General features: G+C 54.8%; 26 protein-coding genes. 15 read left to right on the top strand and 11 right to left on the bottom strand.

Annotated elements, in window-relative coordinates; genetic code table 11:
- Position 1: 1 nt before the first annotated feature.
- From copC to KGA82_RS09225, 4 genes are all read right to left on the bottom strand, one after another.
- Positions 2–385: a copper homeostasis periplasmic binding protein CopC gene (gene copC, locus KGA82_RS09240; RefSeq protein WP_223450179.1), complete on the bottom strand. Its 384-nt coding sequence runs from the start codon at positions 383–385 to the stop codon at positions 2–4.
- A gap of 69 nt (positions 386–454) precedes the next feature.
- Positions 455–1,396: a copper resistance protein B gene (locus KGA82_RS09235; protein WP_223450178.1), complete on the bottom strand. Its 942-nt coding sequence runs from the start codon at positions 1,394–1,396 to the stop codon at positions 455–457.
- A 10-nt stretch (positions 1,397–1,406) separates the two neighbouring features.
- Positions 1,407–3,272 carry a copper resistance system multicopper oxidase gene (locus tag KGA82_RS09230; RefSeq protein WP_223414708.1) on the bottom strand — a complete coding sequence of 622 codons (1,866 nt, stop codon included), beginning with the start codon at positions 3,270–3,272 and terminating at the stop codon, positions 1,407–1,409.
- A gap of 150 nt (positions 3,273–3,422) precedes the next feature.
- Positions 3,423–3,632 (bottom strand): co-regulatory protein PtrA N-terminal domain-containing protein, encoded by a 210-nt coding sequence (locus KGA82_RS09225; RefSeq protein WP_223450177.1) that lies wholly within the window; start codon positions 3,630–3,632, stop codon positions 3,423–3,425.
- A gap of 285 nt (positions 3,633–3,917) precedes the next feature.
- Between KGA82_RS09225 and KGA82_RS09220 the strand changes: the two genes are divergently transcribed.
- The 6 genes from KGA82_RS09220 (at position 3,918) to KGA82_RS09195 (ending at position 8,413) form a co-directional block, all read left to right on the top strand.
- Positions 3,918–4,313, top strand: a complete 396-nt coding sequence (locus tag KGA82_RS09220) for a hypothetical protein (RefSeq protein ID WP_223450176.1) — start codon at positions 3,918–3,920, stop codon at positions 4,311–4,313.
- 99 nt (positions 4,314–4,412) lie between these two features.
- On the top strand, positions 4,413–4,814 hold the full coding sequence (locus tag KGA82_RS09215; RefSeq protein ID WP_150747173.1) for a hypothetical protein: 402 nt from the start codon (positions 4,413–4,415) through the stop codon (positions 4,812–4,814).
- Positions 4,815–4,939: 125 nt separating this feature from the next.
- Complete coding sequence (locus KGA82_RS09210) at positions 4,940–5,191, top strand: DUF2933 domain-containing protein (protein ID WP_223414714.1); 252 nt, start codon at positions 4,940–4,942, stop codon at positions 5,189–5,191.
- A 90-nt stretch (positions 5,192–5,281) separates the two neighbouring features.
- Positions 5,282–7,552, top strand: a complete 2,271-nt coding sequence (locus tag KGA82_RS09205; protein WP_223450204.1) for a heavy metal translocating P-type ATPase — start codon at positions 5,282–5,284, stop codon at positions 7,550–7,552.
- Between the two features lie 114 nt (positions 7,553–7,666).
- A complete protein-coding gene (locus KGA82_RS09200) occupies positions 7,667–7,939 on the top strand; it encodes a heavy-metal-associated domain-containing protein (RefSeq protein ID WP_223414717.1) in 273 nt (90 codons plus the stop codon).
- Positions 7,940–7,966: 27 nt separating this feature from the next.
- Positions 7,967–8,413 carry a DUF411 domain-containing protein gene (locus KGA82_RS09195; protein ID WP_223450175.1) on the top strand — a complete coding sequence of 149 codons (447 nt, stop codon included), beginning with the start codon at positions 7,967–7,969 and terminating at the stop codon, positions 8,411–8,413.
- A gap of 169 nt (positions 8,414–8,582) precedes the next feature.
- Here KGA82_RS09195 and KGA82_RS09190 read toward each other — a convergent pair whose 3' ends face one another.
- From KGA82_RS09190 to KGA82_RS09175, 4 genes are all read right to left on the bottom strand, one after another.
- On the bottom strand, positions 8,583–8,861 hold the full coding sequence (locus KGA82_RS09190) for a hypothetical protein (RefSeq protein WP_223450174.1): 279 nt from the start codon (positions 8,859–8,861) through the stop codon (positions 8,583–8,585).
- A gap of 57 nt (positions 8,862–8,918) precedes the next feature.
- Positions 8,919–9,302, bottom strand: coding sequence for a hypothetical protein (locus KGA82_RS09185; RefSeq protein WP_223450173.1), 384 nt, complete (start codon positions 9,300–9,302; stop codon positions 8,919–8,921).
- 90 nt (positions 9,303–9,392) lie between these two features.
- A complete protein-coding gene (locus KGA82_RS09180) occupies positions 9,393–9,839 on the bottom strand; it encodes a hypothetical protein (protein WP_223450172.1) in 447 nt (148 codons plus the stop codon).
- Between the two features lie 43 nt (positions 9,840–9,882).
- Entirely contained in the window at positions 9,883–10,275 is a 393-nt protein-coding gene (locus KGA82_RS09175) for a DUF6957 family protein (protein WP_223450171.1), read from the bottom strand.
- A 228-nt stretch (positions 10,276–10,503) separates the two neighbouring features.
- Between KGA82_RS09175 and KGA82_RS09170 the strand changes: the two genes are divergently transcribed.
- Both KGA82_RS09170 and KGA82_RS09165 read left to right on the top strand, forming a co-directional pair.
- A complete protein-coding gene (locus KGA82_RS09170; protein ID WP_200667644.1) occupies positions 10,504–10,986 on the top strand; it encodes a helix-turn-helix domain-containing protein in 483 nt (160 codons plus the stop codon).
- 18 nt (positions 10,987–11,004) lie between these two features.
- Positions 11,005–11,370, top strand: coding sequence for a hypothetical protein (locus tag KGA82_RS09165; protein ID WP_200667642.1), 366 nt, complete (start codon positions 11,005–11,007; stop codon positions 11,368–11,370).
- Between the two features lie 226 nt (positions 11,371–11,596).
- Here the strand turns inward: KGA82_RS09165 and KGA82_RS09160 are convergent, their stop codons facing one another.
- Positions 11,597–12,736, bottom strand: coding sequence for an MFS transporter (locus KGA82_RS09160; RefSeq protein WP_223450170.1), 1,140 nt, complete (start codon positions 12,734–12,736; stop codon positions 11,597–11,599).
- A gap of 196 nt (positions 12,737–12,932) precedes the next feature.
- Here KGA82_RS09160 and KGA82_RS09155 point away from each other — a divergent pair, with 196 nt between their 5' ends.
- From KGA82_RS09155 to KGA82_RS09145, 3 genes are read left to right on the top strand one after another with little or no spacing between them, the layout of a single operon-like run.
- Positions 12,933–13,430 carry a MarR family winged helix-turn-helix transcriptional regulator gene (locus KGA82_RS09155; protein WP_223450169.1) on the top strand — a complete coding sequence of 166 codons (498 nt, stop codon included), beginning with the start codon at positions 12,933–12,935 and terminating at the stop codon, positions 13,428–13,430.
- Between the two features lie 57 nt (positions 13,431–13,487).
- On the top strand, positions 13,488–13,991 hold the full coding sequence (locus tag KGA82_RS09150) for an arsinothricin resistance N-acetyltransferase ArsN1 family A (protein WP_223450168.1): 504 nt from the start codon (positions 13,488–13,490) through the stop codon (positions 13,989–13,991).
- A gap of 15 nt (positions 13,992–14,006) precedes the next feature.
- Positions 14,007–15,347 (top strand): FAD-dependent oxidoreductase, encoded by a 1,341-nt coding sequence (locus tag KGA82_RS09145; RefSeq protein ID WP_223450167.1) that lies wholly within the window; start codon positions 14,007–14,009, stop codon positions 15,345–15,347.
- Positions 15,348–15,370: 23 nt separating this feature from the next.
- Here KGA82_RS09145 and KGA82_RS09140 read toward each other — a convergent pair whose 3' ends face one another.
- Positions 15,371–16,456, bottom strand: coding sequence for a flavin-containing monooxygenase (locus KGA82_RS09140; RefSeq protein ID WP_223450166.1), 1,086 nt, complete (start codon positions 16,454–16,456; stop codon positions 15,371–15,373).
- A 37-nt stretch (positions 16,457–16,493) separates the two neighbouring features.
- A complete protein-coding gene (locus KGA82_RS09135) occupies positions 16,494–16,841 on the bottom strand; it encodes an ArsR/SmtB family transcription factor (protein ID WP_223450165.1) in 348 nt (115 codons plus the stop codon).
- A gap of 352 nt (positions 16,842–17,193) precedes the next feature.
- On the opposite strand from KGA82_RS09135, the gene KGA82_RS09130 reads away from it, so the two are divergent.
- The 4 genes from KGA82_RS09130 to arsB are packed head-to-tail and all read left to right on the top strand — an operon-like array spanning position 17,194 to position 19,565.
- Positions 17,194–17,607 (top strand): arsenate reductase ArsC, encoded by a 414-nt coding sequence (locus tag KGA82_RS09130; protein WP_046819802.1) that lies wholly within the window; start codon positions 17,194–17,196, stop codon positions 17,605–17,607.
- Positions 17,608–17,614: 7 nt separating this feature from the next.
- The gene (locus KGA82_RS09125) at positions 17,615–17,971 is read left to right on the top strand and encodes a metalloregulator ArsR/SmtB family transcription factor (protein WP_223450164.1); all 357 of its coding nucleotides are present in this window, start codon (positions 17,615–17,617) and stop codon (positions 17,969–17,971) included.
- 45 nt (positions 17,972–18,016) lie between these two features.
- Complete coding sequence (locus KGA82_RS09120) at positions 18,017–18,487, top strand: arsenate reductase ArsC (RefSeq protein ID WP_223450163.1); 471 nt, start codon at positions 18,017–18,019, stop codon at positions 18,485–18,487.
- Between the two features lie 16 nt (positions 18,488–18,503).
- On the top strand, positions 18,504–19,565 hold the full coding sequence (gene arsB / locus KGA82_RS09115) for an ACR3 family arsenite efflux transporter (RefSeq protein WP_223450162.1): 1,062 nt from the start codon (positions 18,504–18,506) through the stop codon (positions 19,563–19,565).
- The last annotated feature ends 1 nt before the right edge of the window (position 19,566 follow it).

The raw sequence follows: 19,566 nt of genomic DNA, 5'->3' as shown, positions 1-19,566 counted from the left end.
CTTATTTCACTTTGAAAGTAACGCTGCCGGTAATCGGATGGGTATCGGAGGAAACCGCTCGCCATTCCACTTTGTAGGTGCCAGCTGTGAGAGGAGAGGCCGGGGTCAAGACCATGGTTTTAGGATCGTTACTGCCGGCCACGCTGGCTTTCACACCCATAGGCGAGTGTGACATGCCAGGCATGTCGGTCATGATCAACTTGGCTCCTGAAAACTGGGTAACCAAGTTTTCAGAAAAGTGCAGCTCAATCTTTGCTGGAGCTGGGCCGCTCTCGCCTTCAGCCGGAGTCGAAGACACCAGTTTCGGGTGAGCCTGGGTAACTGCACTGAGCAGAAGGCTGGATGAAAGAGCGACGGCCACAACACAGGATTTAAATACAGACATGCAAGGCTCCTCACAGCGCGTAGCTGTTGTAATGAGGTTATATAATTATTTGGTGCCGCTAACTGTGGTTTAGAACCACACCCGTACGCCGAGCACCAGGCGTGCTTCGTTACTGTCGTCGCCTTCCTCGCTGGCATAGTCAGCGGTCTTTCCATAAGCCCGATTCCAAGTCACGCCTACATAAGGTGCGAACTCTGGACGGATTTCGTATCGGAGCCGCAAACCGACTTCACTCTCAGACAGCCCTGAACCAACTCCACGTTTGGGATCGTTTTTGCCATAGAAATTGAATTCTGCCGTCGGTTGCAAAATCAGCTTATTGGTTAGGAGAATGTCGTAGTCACCTTCCAGCCGCGCTGCGGTCTGGCCGCCTTCACCCAAATAAGCAGTAGCCTGGGCCTCGAAATTGTAGAGCGCCAAGCCCTGGATACCGAAAGCCGCCCACGTTTGAGGGTCGCCTGGTTTGAAGTCTTGACGAACGCCGCCGACTAGATCCCACCAAGGGCTGATGGCGTGTCCCCATAAAGCTTGAACCTCAGCTTCTTCAGTCTTCCCATTGGTACGCTCGCCTTCGGAGCGCAACCATAGACGATCAACATCTCCCCCTATCCAACCTTGGGCTTCCCAATTCAGTGCGCTTCCATCGTCAGCATCCTGCCATTCCAACTTCTCAAATATAAAAAATGAGTTGAGGGCTGTGTCATGAACCGCGTGACCACCAGGGGACTTATAGACAGCGGCTCTGTCGGCATCAGTCAATTGCGGTATCGGCGTCCGGCTTTGGGTCTGCGGTTGTTGCTTGGCGGGCTGCATACCCTCCATTTTGCTGTGATCCATACCCTGCATCTGGCTGTGATCCATACCCTGCATCTGGCCGTGATCCATAGTCTGCATCTGCCCGTCTTCGGTACCCTGGCTTGTTTCAGCGGCTGCGGGGAAGACAAAACCAGCGGTCAGAGCGACCGTAAACACAGCTGAGTGCATGCGAGTCCCGCAAAGAAAATTGCTCATAGTCGACTCCTTATTCCTCTACACGCACTTCGCGGAACATCCCCATTTCCATGTGGTACAGGAGATGGCAGTGATAGGCCCAGCGTCCCAGTGCATCGGCTGTCACTCGGTAACTGCGCTTTGATCCAGGCGGCATATCAATGGTGTGTTTGCGGACAAGGAATTGCCCGTTTTCATCTTCAAGGTCGCTCCACATGCCATGCAAGTGGATGGGATGAGTCATCATGGTGTCGTTGACGAGAACGATCCGGACTCGCTCGCCGTATTTCAGTTTTAAAGGCTCGGCGTCCGAAAACTTCACCCCATTGAAAGACCAGGAAAATTTCTCCATATGCCCGGTCAAGTGCAGTTCGATAGTTCGACTTGGCTCACGGCCATCTGGATCCTCAAACGTGCTCTTTAGGTCGGAATACGTCAGCACCTTTCGACCATTCTCGCGAAGGCCCATGCCAGGATCATCAAGCTTTGGCGACGTCGACATTGCCTGCATGTCGACGAGAGGATTGTTGGATTCTGTGGCTGGGTGCGACTGCATTTCTCCCATACCACTCATGCCGCCCATGGACATTTTGCTGTGATCCATCCCAGCCATGCTGTCCATGCCGGACATGTCTTGCGTAGCGCCATGGTTCATGCCTTTCATGGCACCGCCGTCCATGCCTGACATGCCCTCCATTGAGCTGTCCCCCATGCCGGCCATCTTGCTGTGATCCATTCCAGCCATATCGCCCATACCAGCCATCGCGCCATGATCCATACCGGCCATACCCATGTCGGCCATGGTGACGAGAGGACGTGGGTCTAGCTCAGGTACTGGAGCGGCCAAGCCAGACCGGACGGCCAAGGTGCCTCTTGCGTACCCCGACCGATCCATCGACTGCGCAAACAGTGTGTAGGCGTCCTGAGTTGGTTCGACGATCACATCGAAGGTCTCAGCTGTGGCGATCCTGAACTCGTCCACGCTTACGGGCTTAACATACTGGCCATCGGCAGCCACGACAGTCATCTTCAAACCCGGAATACGGACATCAAAGTAGCTCATGGCCGAACCATTGATGAACCTCAACCTAAGCTTTTCGCCAGGTTTGAAGGTGCCCGTCCAGTTGGAGTTCGGCGCGTGGCCGTTCATCAAGTAGGTGTATGTCGCGCCACTGACGTCTGCAATGTCAGTGGGATTCATCTTCATTTCTGCCCACATCTTGCGGTCAGCGACGGTAGCTGACCAACCTTTGTCAGCTACGTCATGTATGAAATCACTGACTGTACGTTTGTGGGTGTTGTAGTAGTCAGACTGCTTCTTCAATGTTTTCATCAACGAAGCAGGATCTTCATCCGTCCAGTCAGTAAGCATCACCACGTAGTCACGGTCATACTCAAATGGCTCGGGCTCTTTCGCGTCGATTACCAATGGGCCGTATACACCTACCTGTTCTTGGAAGCCGGAGTGACTGTGATACCAATACGTTCCATTCTGCTTAACCTTGAATTGATAGACGTACGTGCCGTTAGGCTCGATCCCATGGAAGCTAAGGCCCGGCACACCGTCCATATTCGCGGGGAGGATAATCCCGTGCCAGTGGATTGATGTCATATCCTTAAGGCGGTTCTTGACCCGCAAGGTCACGGTATCGCCCTCACGCCAGCGCAGCTGAGGCCCCGGAATCCCGCCATTGATTGTCATGGCAGTCCGGGCATTCCCAGTGATATTTACCGGTGTTTCTCCGATAAAGAGGTCGAACTCTGTACCTGACAGGACATTAGTCTCGCCCAAGCTACGGGCCGCCCATATAGGTGTATGCCAGAGGCCTAAGCCACCGAGAATCCCGCCTGCGGTGAGACCTTTCACAAAGGTGCGCCGAGAAGTTTTGGAATGCATACCGATTCATGTCCCGTCAGTCGGATGTCAGGTGCACGCACGTTAGCGTGTTCCCGAGGGTTCACGCTTTGGATAGCTAGTGCGCTTGATACATTGGAAGATGCCATAAGCCAGCAAACGGGGTGATTACATTTCCGTAAGCTGGGCGACTCAGCATTGATGCTTCTGCTCTTCAGCCGTGGGCTTTTCCTGTGCAATATCCTCTTGCACTTGCGATTGTGGGACGGGTTTTGTGGTGGTCATTGCCGTCTCGCGAGCTCGTTCCATGCGCTCAACCGCACGGTCGCCGCCACCTTCGGCAAAGGCCAGGGACGATATAGCCAAACTGAGTGTAAGAATCACAACGTTGGTTGCTTTCATAGTGCATCTCCTTCAAGGAATTGACTCTCGATGAAACCAGAGAGTTTGAGCGTCAGCTCGATGAGGATGATGAGGGGACGCACCTGTCAGCACGCTTAGCCGGTGATTACACTTTTGACAGCACACGGAGAAACTCAACATCTGAAAGATCGACGGGCGTCATAAAATTTGACCGCACCACAGAACCGACAGCCGGCTGCATAAATTGATGTAGATCAACCGTGGCATTTCAATGTGGCGTATGTTGAAAAAATAAAATCCGCTAATCAGTACCGGAGATTCTCCATGTTCTGGTTTCGCCATCGTCAACCAACGTTCATACGCCTCGCCATCGTGCTGTGGGTGTTAGCGTTTGGTCTGGCAGCGACCCAGGGATGTCTGGCACAGCCCAGCCACAATCCGGCTACAACTCATGTCTCGCTGATCACCGCGCAAGATCACGATAGCCACGACGCCCATGCCATCGGTTGCCTTCAGCACTGCGCCGATGCGGCAATAGCTGTAAGTCCTTCGCTCCATCTTCAAATATTTGACCTGTTCAGTTGGACGTTTCTGCTCCTTATCCCAGCGTTGCTAATTTTGTATCCCGCCAATCCCTCCGCTTTTGCCTTTCTTGCATTACTGCGCCCTGTACCGGCCAGACCTCCTGCCCGCCTGATTTTCGTCCGTTTCAACGATTAAACCGACCTTCTGCGCGCCGATCTTCGGCGCACTGTCTGACTGCGCCAACCTGGCGCGGCTCGGTATTACCTGAGTTGTCCTGACCCTTTGGAGATTGCCATGCATGCCACATTGAAATTTATCCTCGCCACCCTGCTCGTGAGCAGCCCACTTATCGCCTCGGCAGTCGATGAGCATCATCCGGAGGGGCAGACCGCGCCCGCCAAGACAAGCGAAGCAGCTACGCCGATGCAAAACAATGTCATGACCGAGCAAATGCAAAAAATGCAGGCTGCACACGACAAGGCAGCCGCCGCCAAGACCCCTGCCGAGCGACACGCCGCCATGCAGGAGAGCATGAAGACGATGAAGGACAGCATGGCCATGATGCATAAGAACTGTCATGGCAAGGGCATGGGCATGGACGGCAACAAAGACGGCATGGAGATGGGAATGATGAACATGATGATGAAAATGATGGATCAGCAATCGAGCATGATGAACATGCCGATGAGCAAGTGACGCGCACAAGTCTGTAGGCAATGCAGCGACGGTTTTACTTTAGCCAATATGCCAAGGGTAAAACTGCCGCCCGTTGCACCTTTACGACGTATCACTAAACAGCACTCCCTCAGGAGTACAGAACCATGATGAATTCACCACATTCCGCTAACACCTCTCCAACATTTTGGAGGAGCAAACCCGGCATAGCGCTGGGCATGCTGCTGGTGATCGTGCTGTTCTATCTGGCAAGAGAACACTACGGCCATATGCTGGGCTTACTGCCTTACATGATTTTGCTGTTGTGCCCGCTGATGCATTTTTTCGGGCACCACCACGGTGGTCACAGCCATCACGACGACACCTCAGCCTCAACCAAGGATGCGAACAGGAGTTAGCTCATGCACACCCCTGAGCTTCGTCAAGAGCACGACTTAATACAGAAGTCTGAACCTCAACCCACCGGCACCCATGATCCGGTATGTGGCATGACCGTCAGTAACGACAGCCAGTTCAGCACGGAGTATGAGGGGCAAAACTACCGGTTCTGCAGCCAGAAATGCCAAACGACCTTCAGGGCCGAGCCCGAGCGTTATCGAATATCTCAACTGAAAATCGAACCAGTCCATCAGAGAACAGTAGAACCGGTAACGGGCGCCGCTGAATACACATGTCCCATGCATCCGGAAATTCGCCAGATCGGCCCCGGCGTCTGCCCTAAGTGCGGCATGACCTTAGAGCCGGTGATTCCCGAATTGGAGGAAGAAGAGAACTTAGAACTCAAGGACTTCACCCGGCGCTTCTGGTGGACATTGCCACTGACAGTGATCGTAACCGTGCTGGCTATGGGTGGCCATGCTCTGGAGCTGTTCCATGGCACCACGCAAAATTGGGTCGAGCTGGGATTGGCTACACCCGTCGTGCTGTGGGCTGGCTGGCCGTTTTATGTGCGTGGTGTGCGTTCGGTGATTCAGCGAAGTCCGAACATGTGGACGCTAATCGGCCTCGGCACGGCGGCGGCCTTCCTTTACAGCGTCGTGGCCACCCTGACCCCCGATGTATTCCCCAGCAACTTCATGATGGAGGGCCGCATCGGTGTGTACTTCGAAGCGGCGGCTGTGATCATTTCACTGACCCTTCTCGGCCAGATGCTTGAGCTCAAGGCTCGCTCGCAAACCTCAGCTGCCATCAAGTCGTTGCTTGGACTGGCACCCAAAACTGCCCGACGGATCAATGCTGATGGCACGGAAGAAGACATCCCGCTGACACACGTACACAGCGGCGACACGTTACGTGTGCGACCGGGCGAAAAAGTGCCTGTCGACGGTCAGGTGTTGCAAGGCGAAAGCGCTGTAGATGAGTCGATGCTCACCGGCGAACCAATACCGATCATGAAGAGGGCCGGCGACGCGCTGATCGGAGCCACCCTCAACATCCACGGCAGTCTGGTGATGCAGGCGCAGAAGATAGGATCAGCGACCCTGCTCGCACAGATTGTGCAGATGGTTGTGCAGGCACAACGTTCAAAAGCGCCGATGCAACGGCTGGCAGACGTGATTGCCAGTTACTTTGTGATAGTAGTGATTGCTATCGCCGCGCTGACTCTACTCGGCTGGGGGCTTTGGGGGCCCGAGCCAAGTTGGGTGTTCGGACTAATCAACGCTGTCGCGGTCATGATCATCGCCTGTCCCTGTGCCCTTGGCCTAGCGACACCGATGTCAGTCATGGTTGCCACCGGCAAGGCTGCTGGCAGCGGCGTATTGTTTCGCGATGCCGCCGCCATCGAAAACCTGCGCAAGATAGACATCTTGATAGTCGACAAAACTGGCACCCTCACTGAAGGTCGACCAGCGTTCCATAGCGTCGAGGCCGTACACGGATTTACTCAGAATGAAGTGTTGCGCTTGGCCGCAAGTCTCGATCAGGGCAGTGAGCATCCATTGGCCCACGCCATCGTCGAGCAGGCTCGTGCCGCAGGGCTAAAACTGGTGACACCTGAAACCTTCGAGTCAGCCTCAGGTATTGGTGTAAGCGGTCAGGTCGAGGGTCGCCGCCTGATGCTAGGCAATACCGCGTTGATGCAGGAGGCCGGCGTTTCCACAGAGAGCTTGCAAGCACATGCCGAGAAGCTACGCGGTGACGGTACGAGCATCATGTACCTGGCAGTCAATGGCGCCCTTGCGGGTTTGCTGGCTGTTGCCGACCCCATCAAACCCACCACGAAGCTGGCCGTCGAGCGTCTGCAGGCGGATGGCGTCAAGGTCATCATGGCCACTGGCGACGGCCTTACGACTGCTCGCTCGGTAGCTCGCCAGTTGGGCATCGAGGAGGTGCACGGCGAGGTCAAACCGCAAGATAAAGAACGTCTGGTGGCATCTCTGCAACAAGCCGGACACCGCGTGGCGATGGCCGGCGACGGCATTAATGATGCCCCCGCACTGGCTCGCGCTGATGTAGGTATCGCCATGGGCACTGGCACTGATGTGGCGATGAACAGCGCTCAGGTCACCCTGGTCAAGGGCGATCTGCTCGGTATCCTGCGTGCTCGCAGCCTGTCAGTAGCAACGGTGAGAAATATGCACCAGAACCTGACCTTCGCCTTCCTTTACAACGCTATGGGCATCCCACTGGCTGCCGGCTTGTTCTATCCACTTACCGGTCACCTTCTGTCACCGCTCATTGCCGCACTGGCCATGAGCGTGAGCTCGGCGTCGGTGGTATTCAACGCCTTGCGTCTGCGCCAGGCGTCCTTTGATTGAGTGAAAACGACCGCTTGACCTTGCCATGGCGGCAAGGTTGACGATAAGCCAACGCCGCAGAAAAGCCTCATGCGTCAGTCTTTCCATGATCAACTTTGTTGTGAGGAGTCATCAATGAAAACTGTTGAACTGCGAGTCCAAGGCATGAGCTGTGGTTCATGTGTCAAACATGTCACCGAAGCGCTGCGCCCAGTTGAAGGCGTGAGTGACGTAGCGGTGGATTTACAAGCCGGACAGGTGAAGGTCAGCGGCGATTCGGACAGCCATGCGCTGCTTGCAGCCCTGGAGAACGCGGGCTATCCAGCACAGCTGGCGACAGTGGAAAGCGTAGAAAGTAAGAAATCCTCCGGTTGTGGCGGGAACGGCGGCGGTTGCTGCTGTCGGTAAGCATTATTTATAAACAGGAGAACTCCCATGAATGCCAGTCTGCGAATTGCTGCGTTCACGACACTACTCATGACCGGAGCGGCACAAGCCGCTGAAGTCATCGACGTTTACCGCGATCCTAACTGCGGCTGCTGCAAGGACTGGATAAAGTATCTTGAAGTTAATGGCTTCAGCGTGCGCGACCATGTCGAGCCCAACATGAGCGAAGTCAAACAGCGCCTCGGCGTCGCTCCACGCTTGGCCTCCTGTCATACCGCGATGATTGACGGAAAATTTGTCGAAGGCCATGTACCGGTAGCGCAGATTCTCGACCTGAAGAACCACCCCGACCTCGTCGGAGTTGCGGTGCCGGGTATGCCCGCTGGTTCGCCTGGAATGGAGTACGGCCAAACCAAACAGCCGTACCAGGTCATAGGTCAGACCCTAACGGGTACCGATCAAGTAGTCGCCGATTATCCTAGCAATTTACGTTAACCAACCCTGCCAGTGTCTGATAGTCCTGAGTCGCCTTAGCCTGGAAGCCGATGCGTCCGCTGAAATCTCCTGCTTCTTCAGCGTTCTCAAAATCACTGGCGTAGTGCAAACCATCTCAGCCCTATCGCTACCATCATGACGCTTTAGTCAAATGCTTGAAGCGTCGTCATCAGAAGTCTTCCTGCACCTCCCGAATGTCGACTTCGCCCATCGCTCCCAGGTGAATGTTCCGACAAGGTAACTTGGTGATGAATCCGCATTCGAAAAGCATCCTTGGTATTTCCGATAACAAGCTCGACACCTCCCATCTCTCGGTCAGCGGCTTCATTACCTCTGTAACGAATGAATCGAGGTCGAAGTCCTGCGTAGCGACAAATGGCCCGGCGCGGTCGTACCCTTCGAAAATGCCCGAGGCTATGCAGATGATTTCGCCTGCCTTGACGATCATGACACCACCTTGGAGTTACTCAGGAAGCTTCATCCATGGCGAAGAAAAACACGACCATCACTGCAGCACGTGGGGGGGCAAATGGTGGTGCCCCCGTGAAAGACGCAGGAACTCACGGAGGGTTGAGCGACCGTTCCCTCGCTGAAAAGTCGCAACTACGTACCGTGAGTTCACTGTTGTCAGCACCCAAAATCGTCCCTCGCGTTCAGCCTTAATAACGTCTGAAGTTCGGATTAAATGACCATCGCCGAACCGACCGTACTGGTCTTCGCGTTTGTGGCCAAAAACCACACCGATGCCAGTGCGCGCCCTGATGGCGACTCCGCAGAGGTAGGCGGTAACGGGCTCGTCAAACCCTTGCCCCTGAGCTTTGATGATTCGCATAAGTTCGAAATCTGTATGGCGCTTTACGTGAAAACTTACTTCAATCGTGTTCGGCATAATTGCGTTCCTTTGACCGCTCGTATGGCGCGACTAGGAGTTCGACACGGAATCAACCAAGCTGATGCCGTGCCGAAAACCTGATGGATTTCAGGCTGCGCGGATCATGCCCGCTTGAAAAATCGGGCTGAGATTGGTCAGCAAGTTACTTTGGAAAGCAGGGTTGTGGGAGCTGTGGTATGTGGAGCCTGTCTCTACTTCCACTAGACACACCACGCCCTCGTTCTCGTCTTCACCAAGTGTCACCTTGGTCAGAGTTTCCATGCGCCAACCTTTTGTGCCATTCATGTGGGCCGGCGTGACTACCTGAACATCGGTGACGATGGTCTCGGCGTCTTGGGCAATCAAAATTTGCTGTAGCCGATTTTCGTTGTCGACCATCAGCGCCGCTTCGGTGATTTTGTCTTGGTACTTTGCTTGGACGGTCACGTGATACCAATGGGTTCGTAGCACTCTGGATACCTTCTGCCAATGGCATTGACCTTCGCCAAACATGCCCGGTAGACCGAGCATGTCGTCGTCGTGTGTTCTAAACATCGTATGTCCTTGGGTCTCAAGAGGCCGCGTTACAGAGCGCAGATTAGAAGAAGGAAAAAATAGTCTTCAGGCTCGCAGGTTGTTCATGACCTGGGCCGATCAAGGCGTAAATGGTGTTTCTGGTTTCGAACACGACACCGTCGTTGAAATTGGTGCACATGCTTGAGCGAACCCAGTCGCCTTGCTGAAAACGTCCCTGACTGTCCTCGACCACATTGTGAGCAAACACGATCATTGGGAGCTGACCCGCTGCATGAACCTTGGAGAGTTCGTCGGGAGTGACTTCGATGCGAAATATTGTCCAGTCCGTGATCAAGCAGTACGGCTTTCCGGGGAAGCGTTGGCTCACCAGCGCTCGTGCTTCTGAGCTGCTCGACAGGCCTTCAAGAGGCGTCCGTGGCCCTTTCATAAAGTCGGGTTCTTCGACGCTAGCCATAGGGTGTCCTTTGATTAATAACCAGGAAATTGACAATTCAATCCTGTTTGTTGCCGTTCGCCGTCGTGCGGATAGGCCTCCCGCACGCGTGCTGCGTTGCGCTATTTGCGACGATCTAAATCATGGAAGGCCGACCTTAGACCTCGGCACGCACCGTAATACGGATCATAGCCCGTGTTATGGTGCGTCGCAATATGGCTTTATCCTCGATTTACTTGAGGAAAAGTCATGGAGGCGGCAGAAGCACTAGCTGTAGTGGTACGCGCCGTGCGTAGAAGAAAAGGCCTATCTCAAGAAAACCTGATCAGCATCGACCGTTCCTACTGGGGCCAGATAGAGCGTGGGGAAGTAAATATCACGATTGACGTCCTCATTCGGCTAGCAGCGCTACTGGAGGTAGAGGCGGCTTCGTTGATCCTCATGGCGACCTCTCTGCAGTCCAATGAACCATTCCGGGAAGGGCTGAAGCGTCTAAACAAGCAGTTGAATAAGATTAAAAGAGATGGCGTCGATTCTGAGATGGAGTCGTTGTCACGTGCTGGGAAGCTACCACCTGGCCGACCACCTCGATCCGGGGCGGCGGACAAGGCTGCAGAGGCTAATCGTCTGAACAACGAAGGAGTATCCGTGGCCGAGATTTCGGAAGCATTGGGGCTGTCGAAAACTACCGTTCGCAGATATCTGAAAACAACCACACCCGAACATCCGTGATTTCCGAATGACCTCTAAATGACCAGCACCCGACTGAAAATGTCACAGGAGGGACTGCTGTGGAAGGCTGCTCTGGAACACCTTGGCCCCATAGATCTCCATCAAGTGGTGGTCGAACTATGGACAATAACCCGGCCACCCGCCCGCACTACTGTCGAGTATCTGGACAGCGACTACGTCGGTGGTGACGTGCTGAATTTACTGAGAATTGCTCAAATCGCTGTCGGCGCGGTAGTGCCTTACAGGCCGGTTGAGTCAGGCAGGATCGCGATCTATTCCGCTCACGCCGAGCATCTTGCACATGGGTTATTGCAGGCCATGCCGGTCGGAAAGCTTCCGCCCAGTTTGAAGGGGGCCCGGCTTGAGGCTGAGCTGGGAATGTAGATCGAATGCCGTACTCCGGCCCAAGCAGGCCATTTCACTCCTATTCATGCTCAGCTTGGCCTCGACCTGTCCCGAGTGGCCGGGTAGGTCGGGTAGGTCGGGTAACCAATAGATTTTTTCGACCCAGGTACTTCAGCGAGTCGCCTAACCAGGTAATTAGATGGTTGTGAGAAGTTTCCATACCGGGCACTGCGATGTGATCGTGGCCTTCTCTGGAGTCAACCATCTATTTCGAAGGAAGACCGAAGCTCGCGATAAGGCTTGCCGTCGCTAGAGTGCACATCACAACGAGCAAAGGTGTTGAGCCTAGTTTGTCCAGAATCACAGCCGCTGCTACAGGGCCTACTGCTTGTGCGACCAGCATTGGGCGGGCCAATAAGCCCATGCGAGTACCGTAGCCATCTTGCCCAAAAAGAGTCAGTGGTAATGTCCCACGGGCGATGGTCAGAATCCCATTTCCAGCGCCGTATAGCGCCATCGCAATGAATGCCAGCCATGGAATAGCCGGTATCAGCAGCCCGATTCCTATCCCGCTTAGCAATATCGCCGCCTTGGCAGATGTGGTCGGATGCAAGTTTCGCCCAAGGGAGAGCTCTGCAAGCCGGGCTACGACTTGAGATGGCCCTATCATCATGCCGATGGCCAGTGCGGTGGCTGTAGCGATGCCGAGCAGTTTCAGCACATCAAGCAAATGGACAGAAATTGAAGAGATCACCAGCGACTGGAGTGTCAGTAGCGCTGCCAACAGCAGAAAGAGGCGATTACCCGATTTTGTGTCATGGGCGGTGGCGGCGGAAGAGGCGTGTGTAGGAACTGCCGCCCTGCTAGGGATGCACTCACTCTTTGGAATCAACAAGAGATGAATCGGTAATCCTACGACCAGATGAGCTGCGGCTAACGTGACGCAGCTATATCTCCAGCCAATCTGATGTTCTAGGCCAGCGATCAGTGGCCAGCCCAAAGTGCTGGCGAACCCACCCAGAAGAGTGAGTCCGGTCATCGAAGTGCGCGCGCTGTCCCCAAATAGACGTCCAAGAGTCGAGAATGCGGCGTCATACAGGCCGGCAGCCATGGCGGCGCCAATGAATGTCCAGGCCACGTAGTAGATGACCAGGTTGCTAGCCACACCCATCAGCAGCAGCCCCAGTGCCATCAATATCGAACTGGTTGCCAGGACGGGGCGGCCACCGTGCCGATCTATCTGCCTCCCAACCATGGGAGAACAAGCCCCTGCAACCAACAAACCCCATGAAAGTCCGGCCACGGTGCTGGTAATCGACCATCCCATCTCTCGTGCAATCGGCGTCGCGAGGACTGCGGGCAAGTAGTACGTTGTACTCCACGCGAGTATCTGTGCGATGCCCATCGCCCAGACCAGCCCAACTCGATTGACTGTGCCCTGTCTGCTGATTGGATAACTCACAAGGTGCGAGCCTATTTTAGTTGTTAGATGCAACAAATTAGCGAGGCCTGTACAGCATCGTCAACCAAAATGAAGAAGTGGTTGACCGTTTCCTGAAACCAAGATTATCGTTGCACCTAACAACTAATTTGTGATGGCCATGGCAAAGCGAAAAAAAGACCAGCTGACTCAGGATTCCGAAGATCTGTACGAAGCCTTGAACCAGCTCGTCCGGGTGTATCAGTTCCGCGACCGGGATCGCATCTGCTGCTACGACGTTTCGGTCACGCAATGCTATGCCATCGAGACTCTGGTCAAAATGGGCCGACTCCGCCTGCAAGCGCTGGCAGAAGAGATGTTTCTGGATAAAAGCACTGCAAGCCGGGTGGTCGATACGCTTGAGCGCAAGGGTTATGTGTCGCGGGTGGAGGACTGTGAGGATCGTCGTGCAGTGCAGGTTGAGGTTACTGAATCTGGTCATGAGCTTTACCAGAAGATCCGCGCTGACCTGATCGCTGAAGAGCGGGCAATGATCGAGCAGTTGTCACCCGAAGCGCGGCAAGGCGCGTTGAGCTTGCTGAAGCAGATCACTAGGGCGACTGAGATTCGCTGTGGCCTGGTCAGTGGCTGCTGCCCGTCGGTGCCCGAAATGAAATAAAAGGTAAACCCCTTTTTTATCTGAAATGTTGTTACTACCAACTGGATGGGTTCAAGCATGCACATTCGATTCGCCGAAGTCAGGGACGCTGCGTCGATAGCTGGCATCTACAACCAGGGTATTGCGGAGCGAAGCTCTACATTCGAGACCACGTTGCGCGGGCCAAATGACATGCTTGAGCGCATTGCCTTGATGGAGCGCTATCCGACCTTGGTTATGGTTAACGATGCGGATGAGGTGGTCGCTTGGGCAGGTTTGAGTAGTTACCGTTCCCGTACCTGTTACGACGGTATCGCAGATTTTTCGATCTACCTGGATCGGAGCATTCGAGGCCAAGGACTAGGAAAAGTTTTGCTTCAAGCGCTACTGGATGAGGCCAAAACCCGAGGTTTCTGGAAGGTGCTATCACGCATTTTCACCTTTAACACGGCCAGTTTGGCGTTGTGTCGTTCGTGTGGGTTTCGGGAGGTAGGTGTGTACGAAAAACATGCATGCCTTGAAGGTCAGTGGCTTGATTGTGTGATCGTTGAGCACCTAATTCCTGTTAATCAGCCGCACTGAAGCGAGGAGTCAGTCATGGACAGTAAACTTCCTGTTGCCATCATTGGTGCCGGCCCTGTGGGGCTGGCTGCTGCCTGCCATCTCATCGCGAGGGGGCTGACACCTTTGATCTTTGAAGCGGGGCCCAGCGCAGGGGCTAGCATCGAAAACTGGGCGCACGTGCGGATGTTCTCTCCATGGGGGTTCAACGTCGACAAGCAGGCTGCCACGCTGCTCACGGCCCAAGGATGGGTGGCGCCCGCTGAAGACGTTTATCCCACCGGACGTGAACTGCTGGATGAGTACGTATATCCACTTGCAGCGCTGCCATCCGTGAATAGGTACCTGTGCCTGAACACCGAAGTCCTGGCGGTGACTCGGTTCGGCCAGGACGTCATGAAGACGAAGAACCGTGCAGCCGCATCATTTCTGCTACGGGTCAGGACACAAGAGGGCGAAAAGGATGTGCTCGCCAGTGCAGTCATAGATGCATCCGGTACGTTCCGCTCGCCAAATTGGATGGGGGCACATGGTATTCCTGCCTTGGGCGAGAAGGGCCTGGCTGATCGCATCGCTTACGGCATTCCCGAAGTGCTTCATAGTGAGCGGCAACGCTATGCAAATCGGCGAGTCATGGTGGTTGGCAGCGGCCATTCGGCGTTCAATGTCTTGCAAGATTTGACTCGGCTTGCCCAGCAGGAGCCCCGCACGAAGATCTATTGGGTGATTCGTGGCGCATCTTTGGATCGCATATTGGGTGGTGGGGCAAACGACAAGCTGGAGGAACGAGGAAAGTTAGGACAGAGGGTTCGCCAACTGTTGAACGATGGGGCCATTGAGCTGTTCACTGACATCGCCATCGACAAGGTTAGTGCATCTATCAATGGCATCGTTGTCGAGGCGGACGGCCATGCTCTCCCGGTTGCGGATGAAATCGTGGTCGCAACGGGTTTCCGACCTGAATTGGGACTACTTGCCGAACTGCGCTTGGCGCTAGATTCAGCGACTCAAAGCCCCATTCATCTTGCTCCGCTGATTGATCCGAATGAGCATAGTTGCGGCACTGTTCGTCCACATGGTGCCGTCGAGCTGGCTCATCCTGATGAAGGGATCTTCATCGTAGGAATGAAGAGCTATGGCCGCGCCCCGACCTTCCTCCTCCTGACAGGCTATGAACAGGTGCGTTCGGTGGTAGCGGCGCTGGCCGGTGATTGGGATGCGGCCAAGCGAGTTGAATTGGTCTTGCCAGAGACAGGTGTGTGTAGCACGCAGTTCGATGATTCTGAGTGCTGCGACCGAGCGGCAAGACCTGGTTGCTGCGAATCAAGTTGTTGCACCGTTGCGGATAAGGCTAAGGATGTGGCGCCGACCAGGTAGGCGTGCATCATTGCTTTAGTTGCTCATCGCTGCGCGACTATCAACATTTTTTTACCCGTGATGCGCAGATGGCGTAGCAAATGTGGAAGGATGACTTCAGCGTCAGGCCCTACACCTCTGAGAGTTGCTGAGGCGAAATTGCGCTGCTTTGGTAACCCCATAAAGTACAGGCCTGGGATGTGCAGTGCTCGTCCATCGCGCTGCATTAATCGCCCTCGATCATCCGTCACCGCGAGGTCTTCTAGAAAGGAAATATTTGGGCGGAAACCAGTGGCGAAGATTAGGCAATCAACGGCTTCGTGGTGACCATCCGTCCAAACAACTCCGGTTGGGGTTACTTGCCCGAACATCGACCGCTGGTTGAAAAGTCCTGACTTCAGTGCCTTTTTGTAAGTACCGTCATCCAGTACCGGAGTGCTCTGGTCATTGAGCCAGCGGGTTCTTTCCAGGCCTGTCCATTTCAGCCAGGCGTGGAAATCTGCGCCGAGCAGCTTCTGCGGAAAGAATCGAATCGCCTCGCGCGTGGCAAGCGTGACCTCGGCCACCTTGGCTAGCTCGTAAGCAATCTGCACCGCCGAGTTCGCCGCTCCAATCACTACAATGCGTTGACCACGGAGCATTTCCACATTCCGATACTCGGCACTGTGAAGGCGAACACCTTGGAAGCTTTCGAGCCCAGGAATGTCCGGTGTATAGGGACGACTGAATGCCCCCGATGCCACGATCAGCGCCCTGGTAAAGAAGCGCTGCCCATTGGCAGCCACTATCTGGAACCCCCCAGCTTCCTCATCCACCTTTATGACCTGTATCCCCGAAAGAATCGGCAACTGGAAGAAGCTGGCGTACTGCTCCAGGTAGCGCACTACTTCATCGCGGGAGGGGTAGCGCCCCGGTTCTCCAGGAAACGGCAGTCCCGGTAGAGAGGAGTAGGCTGCCGGAGAGAACAGTTCGAGGCTGTCGTAGTAATTACGCCAGTTGCCACCTGGTTGCTGCTGTTCATCCAGGATCAGGAAATCGAGTCCCTGCTGTTTCAAATGCCAGCCACAGGCCAGTCCTGCCTGCCCTGCGCCTACTACGACAACATCGAATGGGTGATCTATTGCGTTCATGTGTGCGCACCTATACACATTTTAAGGTAAGAAAAAATCAGCGAGACCCACCTGGGCAGCACAATAAAGCAATGCTCTTGGTGTGATGGAGGATGTCCTCCAGTCGCTTGACGATGGCTGGGCCGTCCACCTCATAGAACATCTGACGTCCCACCTTAGTGGCGCGCACGATCCCGGCATCCAGCAGCACCTGAAGATGACGAGATACCACCGAACGCTCCTGGGGTAGATCCGCCGCAATCGCGGTCACATCTGCTCGGCCCAATTGCATCACGCGCTTTAGCACCGCGACTCTTGGCGGCTCGCAGAGGGCTTTGAAAAATGCACCATCGAGAGACTCAATGGCAGACTCAATGGCTTGTGATCGGTTGGTGGTGACGTTCATACCGAGAATATATGTGCATGTTGATGCACATGTAAAGTCCCGTTTGAAGGATGGCGTTGCCCCTTCAGCCGAGAATAGGCAGGGTCAGTTTGTTCAGCGCAAGGCTCATGTTTGAGGTTGCGGTGCGGGAGAGCCTAACGCGACAACGATGACAGATTAATTACCAAATACGGATATGCGAGTAATCAGATGTTAAATAGCCGGAGACAAGCCATTGAATGCGATCAGACTGAGGCTTATGGGCGTCTCTGGTCTGAAATTGGCTATTTTGTGGAGTCACCAGTCTTGCTGCTTTACTGAATATTCGGAAAATCGTATATTCGTAAAACCATATCCAATTCGAGACTTGGCGATGACCGATAAGACCCGCGTGCTGTTTGTTTGTGTGGCTAATGCTGCCCGCTCGCAGCTTGCTGAAGCGCTGCTGCGCCACACTGATTCAGAGCAATTCGAAGCCTTCAGTGCAGGTACTGCGCCCGGCGAGATTGATCCCCGCACCTTGGGATCACTTCAGCACCTGGGTGTAAGTACCGAAGGGTTGCACAGCAAGTCTATCGATGAGTTTGCGGGAGAGCGTTTCGATTACGTCATCACGCTGTGCGATAAATCGTCTCTGGAATGTCATGCCCTTCCAGGCGCCGGAGAGGTGCTGGCCTGGAACTTTGAAGACCCGGTCACTAGCACCAAACATGATGCATTTCGTCACACCCTTCACGAGATCCATGAACGCATCAAGATGTTCGTGTTGGTGAAAAACAAACGTTGAGACCCCTATGGCTGACCATCTGACACCGACCACCGTATTCAAATGCCTGGCCGACGAAACCCGCATTCGCCTGATGTTGCTCATCACCCGTGAGGAAGAGCTGTGTGTTTGCGAACTGACCTGCGCACTCGATGAGAGCCAGCCGAAGGTTTCCCGCCACCTGGCGCAACTGCGCAATTGCGGTTTGCTGGAGGATCGTCGGCAAGGTCAGTGGGTGTATTACCGCCTGCATCCCAGTCTGCCGGACTGGGTGATCGCCGTACTGAAAACCACTCTTGACGCCAATCAGCATTGGCTCAGTACCGACGCCAAACGCCTCGACGTGATGGGGGATCGCCCTCAGCGCCTAGCCGCTTGCTGCTGAGTTAACGCCTGCCCGAGCAGCGCTCGGTCTTTACGAGATAGCCTGATGAAGATTCTGTTTCTGTGCACCGCAAACAGCTGCCGCAGCATTCTTTGTGAAGCCATGTTCAATCATTTGGCTCCGACGGATATGCACGCCTACAGCGCCGGCAGCCAGCCGAAGGGTGAAGTGCACCCGCTGAGTCTGAAAACGTTGGATAAGGCTGAAATCTCGCCCGCAGGGCTCTATAGCAAGTCCAGTGATGTCTACGAGAACCTGGCGCCTGATTTCGTCATCACGGTGTGTGACAAGGCTGCCGGCGAAGCCTGCCCGGTGTTTTTCGGGCCGGCCACCAAGGCCCATTGGGGCTTGGCAGACCCTTCGGAATATCAAGGGACTCAAGAAGAGATCGAGGCGGCTTTCGAAGCCACTCTGGAGCAGATCAGAACCCGAATCGAAGCCTTCCTCGCTTTACCGCTCAAGCGGTTAAGTGCCGAACAACTCAAGGCCGAGCTGGCCCTGATCGGCACCCTCTGACACTGGAGACATGACGATGAGTAAAAGCCGTCTTTCTTTTTTGGATCGCTATCTGACGGTCTGGATCTTTCTCGCCATGGCGATTGGTGTCAGCTTGGGCAGTCTGTTCGAGGGGCTGCCGGCCTGGCTTAACAGTCTTTCGGTGGGTTCGACCAACATCCCGATTGCCATCGGCCTGATTGTGATGATGTATCCGCCGTTGGCCAAGGTCAGGTACGAAGAGCTGCCGGAGGTGTTCAAGGACAAGCGCATCTTGGCGCTATCGTTGATCCAAAACTGGGTGATTGGCCCAGTGCTGATGTTCGTACTGGCCATCGTCTTTCTCGCTGACAGGCCGGAGTACATGACCGGCCTGATCCTCATCGGTTTGGCTCGCTGCATCGCCATGGTGCTGGTGTGGAATCAGATCGCGGGTGGCAACAACCAATACGTCGCTGGGTTGGTTGCCTTCAACAGCATCTTCCAGATCCTGTTCTTCAGTGTGTATGCATGGATCTTCCTTGGTCTGCTGCCGCCATTGTTCGGTCTACAGGGCAGCGTAATTGACACCAACTTTGTCAGCATCGCCGAGTCCGTGCTGATCTACCTGGGCATCCCATTCCTGGCTGGTTTCCTTACGCGCAAGATCCTCATCAGTCGCAAAGGCGAGACCTGGTACAGCCAACGCTTCATTCCGCGTATCAGCCCCCTGACGCTGGTCGCGCTGCTCCTGACCATCGTGGCGATGTTCAGCCTCAAGGGCGACATGGTGTTGCAGCTTCCGCTGGATGTGCTGCGTATCGCTATCCCGCTGACTATCTACTTCGTGGTGATGTTCTTCATCAGCTTTTGGATGGGCAAGCTGCTCCGCGCTGACTATCCACGCACTACCGCGCTGGCCTTTACCGCTGCCAGCAACAACTTCGAGCTGGCCATAGCCGTGGCCATCGCGACTTTCGGTCTCGCCTCACCGGTGGCCTTCGCCACGGTGATTGGCCCACTGGTGGAAGTGCCGGTGTTGATCTCCCTGGTTGGCGTGGCCCTCTGGCTGAAACGCCGCTGGTTCGATCAACCCAAAGGCGCCCTCACACAGGAATAAA

Origin of the sequence: Pseudomonas sp. BF-RE-22 (assembly GCF_019956155.1) — a bacterium.
GTDB lineage: Bacteria > Pseudomonadota > Gammaproteobacteria > Pseudomonadales > Pseudomonadaceae > Aquipseudomonas > Aquipseudomonas migulae.
Note: the sequence above shows the minus strand (reverse complement) of the source record. Positions and strands in the feature narration are given on the sequence as shown.

Bases quoted from the DNA above. Each gene is read 5' to 3' on its own strand.
- KGA82_RS09145 (WP_223450167.1), top strand. From the start codon at position 14,007: ATGGACAGTAAACTTCCTGTTGCCATCATTGGTGCCGGCCCTGTGGGG.
- KGA82_RS09125 (WP_223450164.1), top strand. From the start codon at position 17,615: ATGGCTGACCATCTGACACCGACCACCGTATTCAAATGCCTGGCCGAC.
- KGA82_RS09200 (WP_223414717.1), top strand. From the start codon at position 7,667: ATGAAAACTGTTGAACTGCGAGTCCAAGGCATGAGCTGTGGTTCATGT.
- KGA82_RS09225 (WP_223450177.1), bottom strand. From the start codon at position 3,632: ATGAAAGCAACCAACGTTGTGATTCTTACACTCAGTTTGGCTATATCG.
- KGA82_RS09160 (WP_223450170.1), bottom strand. From the start codon at position 12,736: ATGGGCATCGCACAGATACTCGCGTGGAGTACAACGTACTACTTGCCC.
- KGA82_RS09190 (WP_223450174.1), bottom strand. From the start codon at position 8,861: ATGATCGTCAAGGCAGGCGAAATCATCTGCATAGCCTCGGGCATTTTC.
- arsB (WP_223450162.1), top strand. From the start codon at position 18,504: ATGAGTAAAAGCCGTCTTTCTTTTTTGGATCGCTATCTGACGGTCTGG.
- KGA82_RS09210 (WP_223414714.1), top strand. From the start codon at position 4,940: ATGATGAATTCACCACATTCCGCTAACACCTCTCCAACATTTTGGAGG.
- KGA82_RS09130 (WP_046819802.1), top strand. From the start codon at position 17,194: ATGACCGATAAGACCCGCGTGCTGTTTGTTTGTGTGGCTAATGCTGCC.
- KGA82_RS09120 (WP_223450163.1), top strand. From the start codon at position 18,017: ATGAAGATTCTGTTTCTGTGCACCGCAAACAGCTGCCGCAGCATTCTT.
- KGA82_RS09150 (WP_223450168.1), top strand. From the start codon at position 13,488: ATGCACATTCGATTCGCCGAAGTCAGGGACGCTGCGTCGATAGCTGGC.
- KGA82_RS09140 (WP_223450166.1), bottom strand. From the start codon at position 16,456: ATGAACGCAATAGATCACCCATTCGATGTTGTCGTAGTAGGCGCAGGG.
- KGA82_RS09165 (WP_200667642.1), top strand. From the start codon at position 11,005: ATGACCAGCACCCGACTGAAAATGTCACAGGAGGGACTGCTGTGGAAG.
- KGA82_RS09185 (WP_223450173.1), bottom strand. From the start codon at position 9,302: ATGCCGAACACGATTGAAGTAAGTTTTCACGTAAAGCGCCATACAGAT.
- KGA82_RS09195 (WP_223450175.1), top strand. From the start codon at position 7,967: ATGAATGCCAGTCTGCGAATTGCTGCGTTCACGACACTACTCATGACC.
- KGA82_RS09155 (WP_223450169.1), top strand. From the start codon at position 12,933: ATGGCAAAGCGAAAAAAAGACCAGCTGACTCAGGATTCCGAAGATCTG.
- KGA82_RS09235 (WP_223450178.1), bottom strand. From the start codon at position 1,396: ATGAGCAATTTTCTTTGCGGGACTCGCATGCACTCAGCTGTGTTTACG.
- KGA82_RS09205 (WP_223450204.1), top strand. From the start codon at position 5,282: ATGACCGTCAGTAACGACAGCCAGTTCAGCACGGAGTATGAGGGGCAA.
- KGA82_RS09135 (WP_223450165.1), bottom strand. From the start codon at position 16,841: ATGAACGTCACCACCAACCGATCACAAGCCATTGAGTCTGCCATTGAG.
- KGA82_RS09180 (WP_223450172.1), bottom strand. From the start codon at position 9,839: ATGTTTAGAACACACGACGACGACATGCTCGGTCTACCGGGCATGTTT.
- KGA82_RS09230 (WP_223414708.1), bottom strand. From the start codon at position 3,272: ATGCATTCCAAAACTTCTCGGCGCACCTTTGTGAAAGGTCTCACCGCA.
- KGA82_RS09175 (WP_223450171.1), bottom strand. From the start codon at position 10,275: ATGGCTAGCGTCGAAGAACCCGACTTTATGAAAGGGCCACGGACGCCT.
- copC (WP_223450179.1), bottom strand. From the start codon at position 385: ATGTCTGTATTTAAATCCTGTGTTGTGGCCGTCGCTCTTTCATCCAGC.
- KGA82_RS09170 (WP_200667644.1), top strand. From the start codon at position 10,504: ATGGAGGCGGCAGAAGCACTAGCTGTAGTGGTACGCGCCGTGCGTAGA.
- KGA82_RS09220 (WP_223450176.1), top strand. From the start codon at position 3,918: ATGTTCTGGTTTCGCCATCGTCAACCAACGTTCATACGCCTCGCCATC.
- KGA82_RS09215 (WP_150747173.1), top strand. From the start codon at position 4,413: ATGCATGCCACATTGAAATTTATCCTCGCCACCCTGCTCGTGAGCAGC.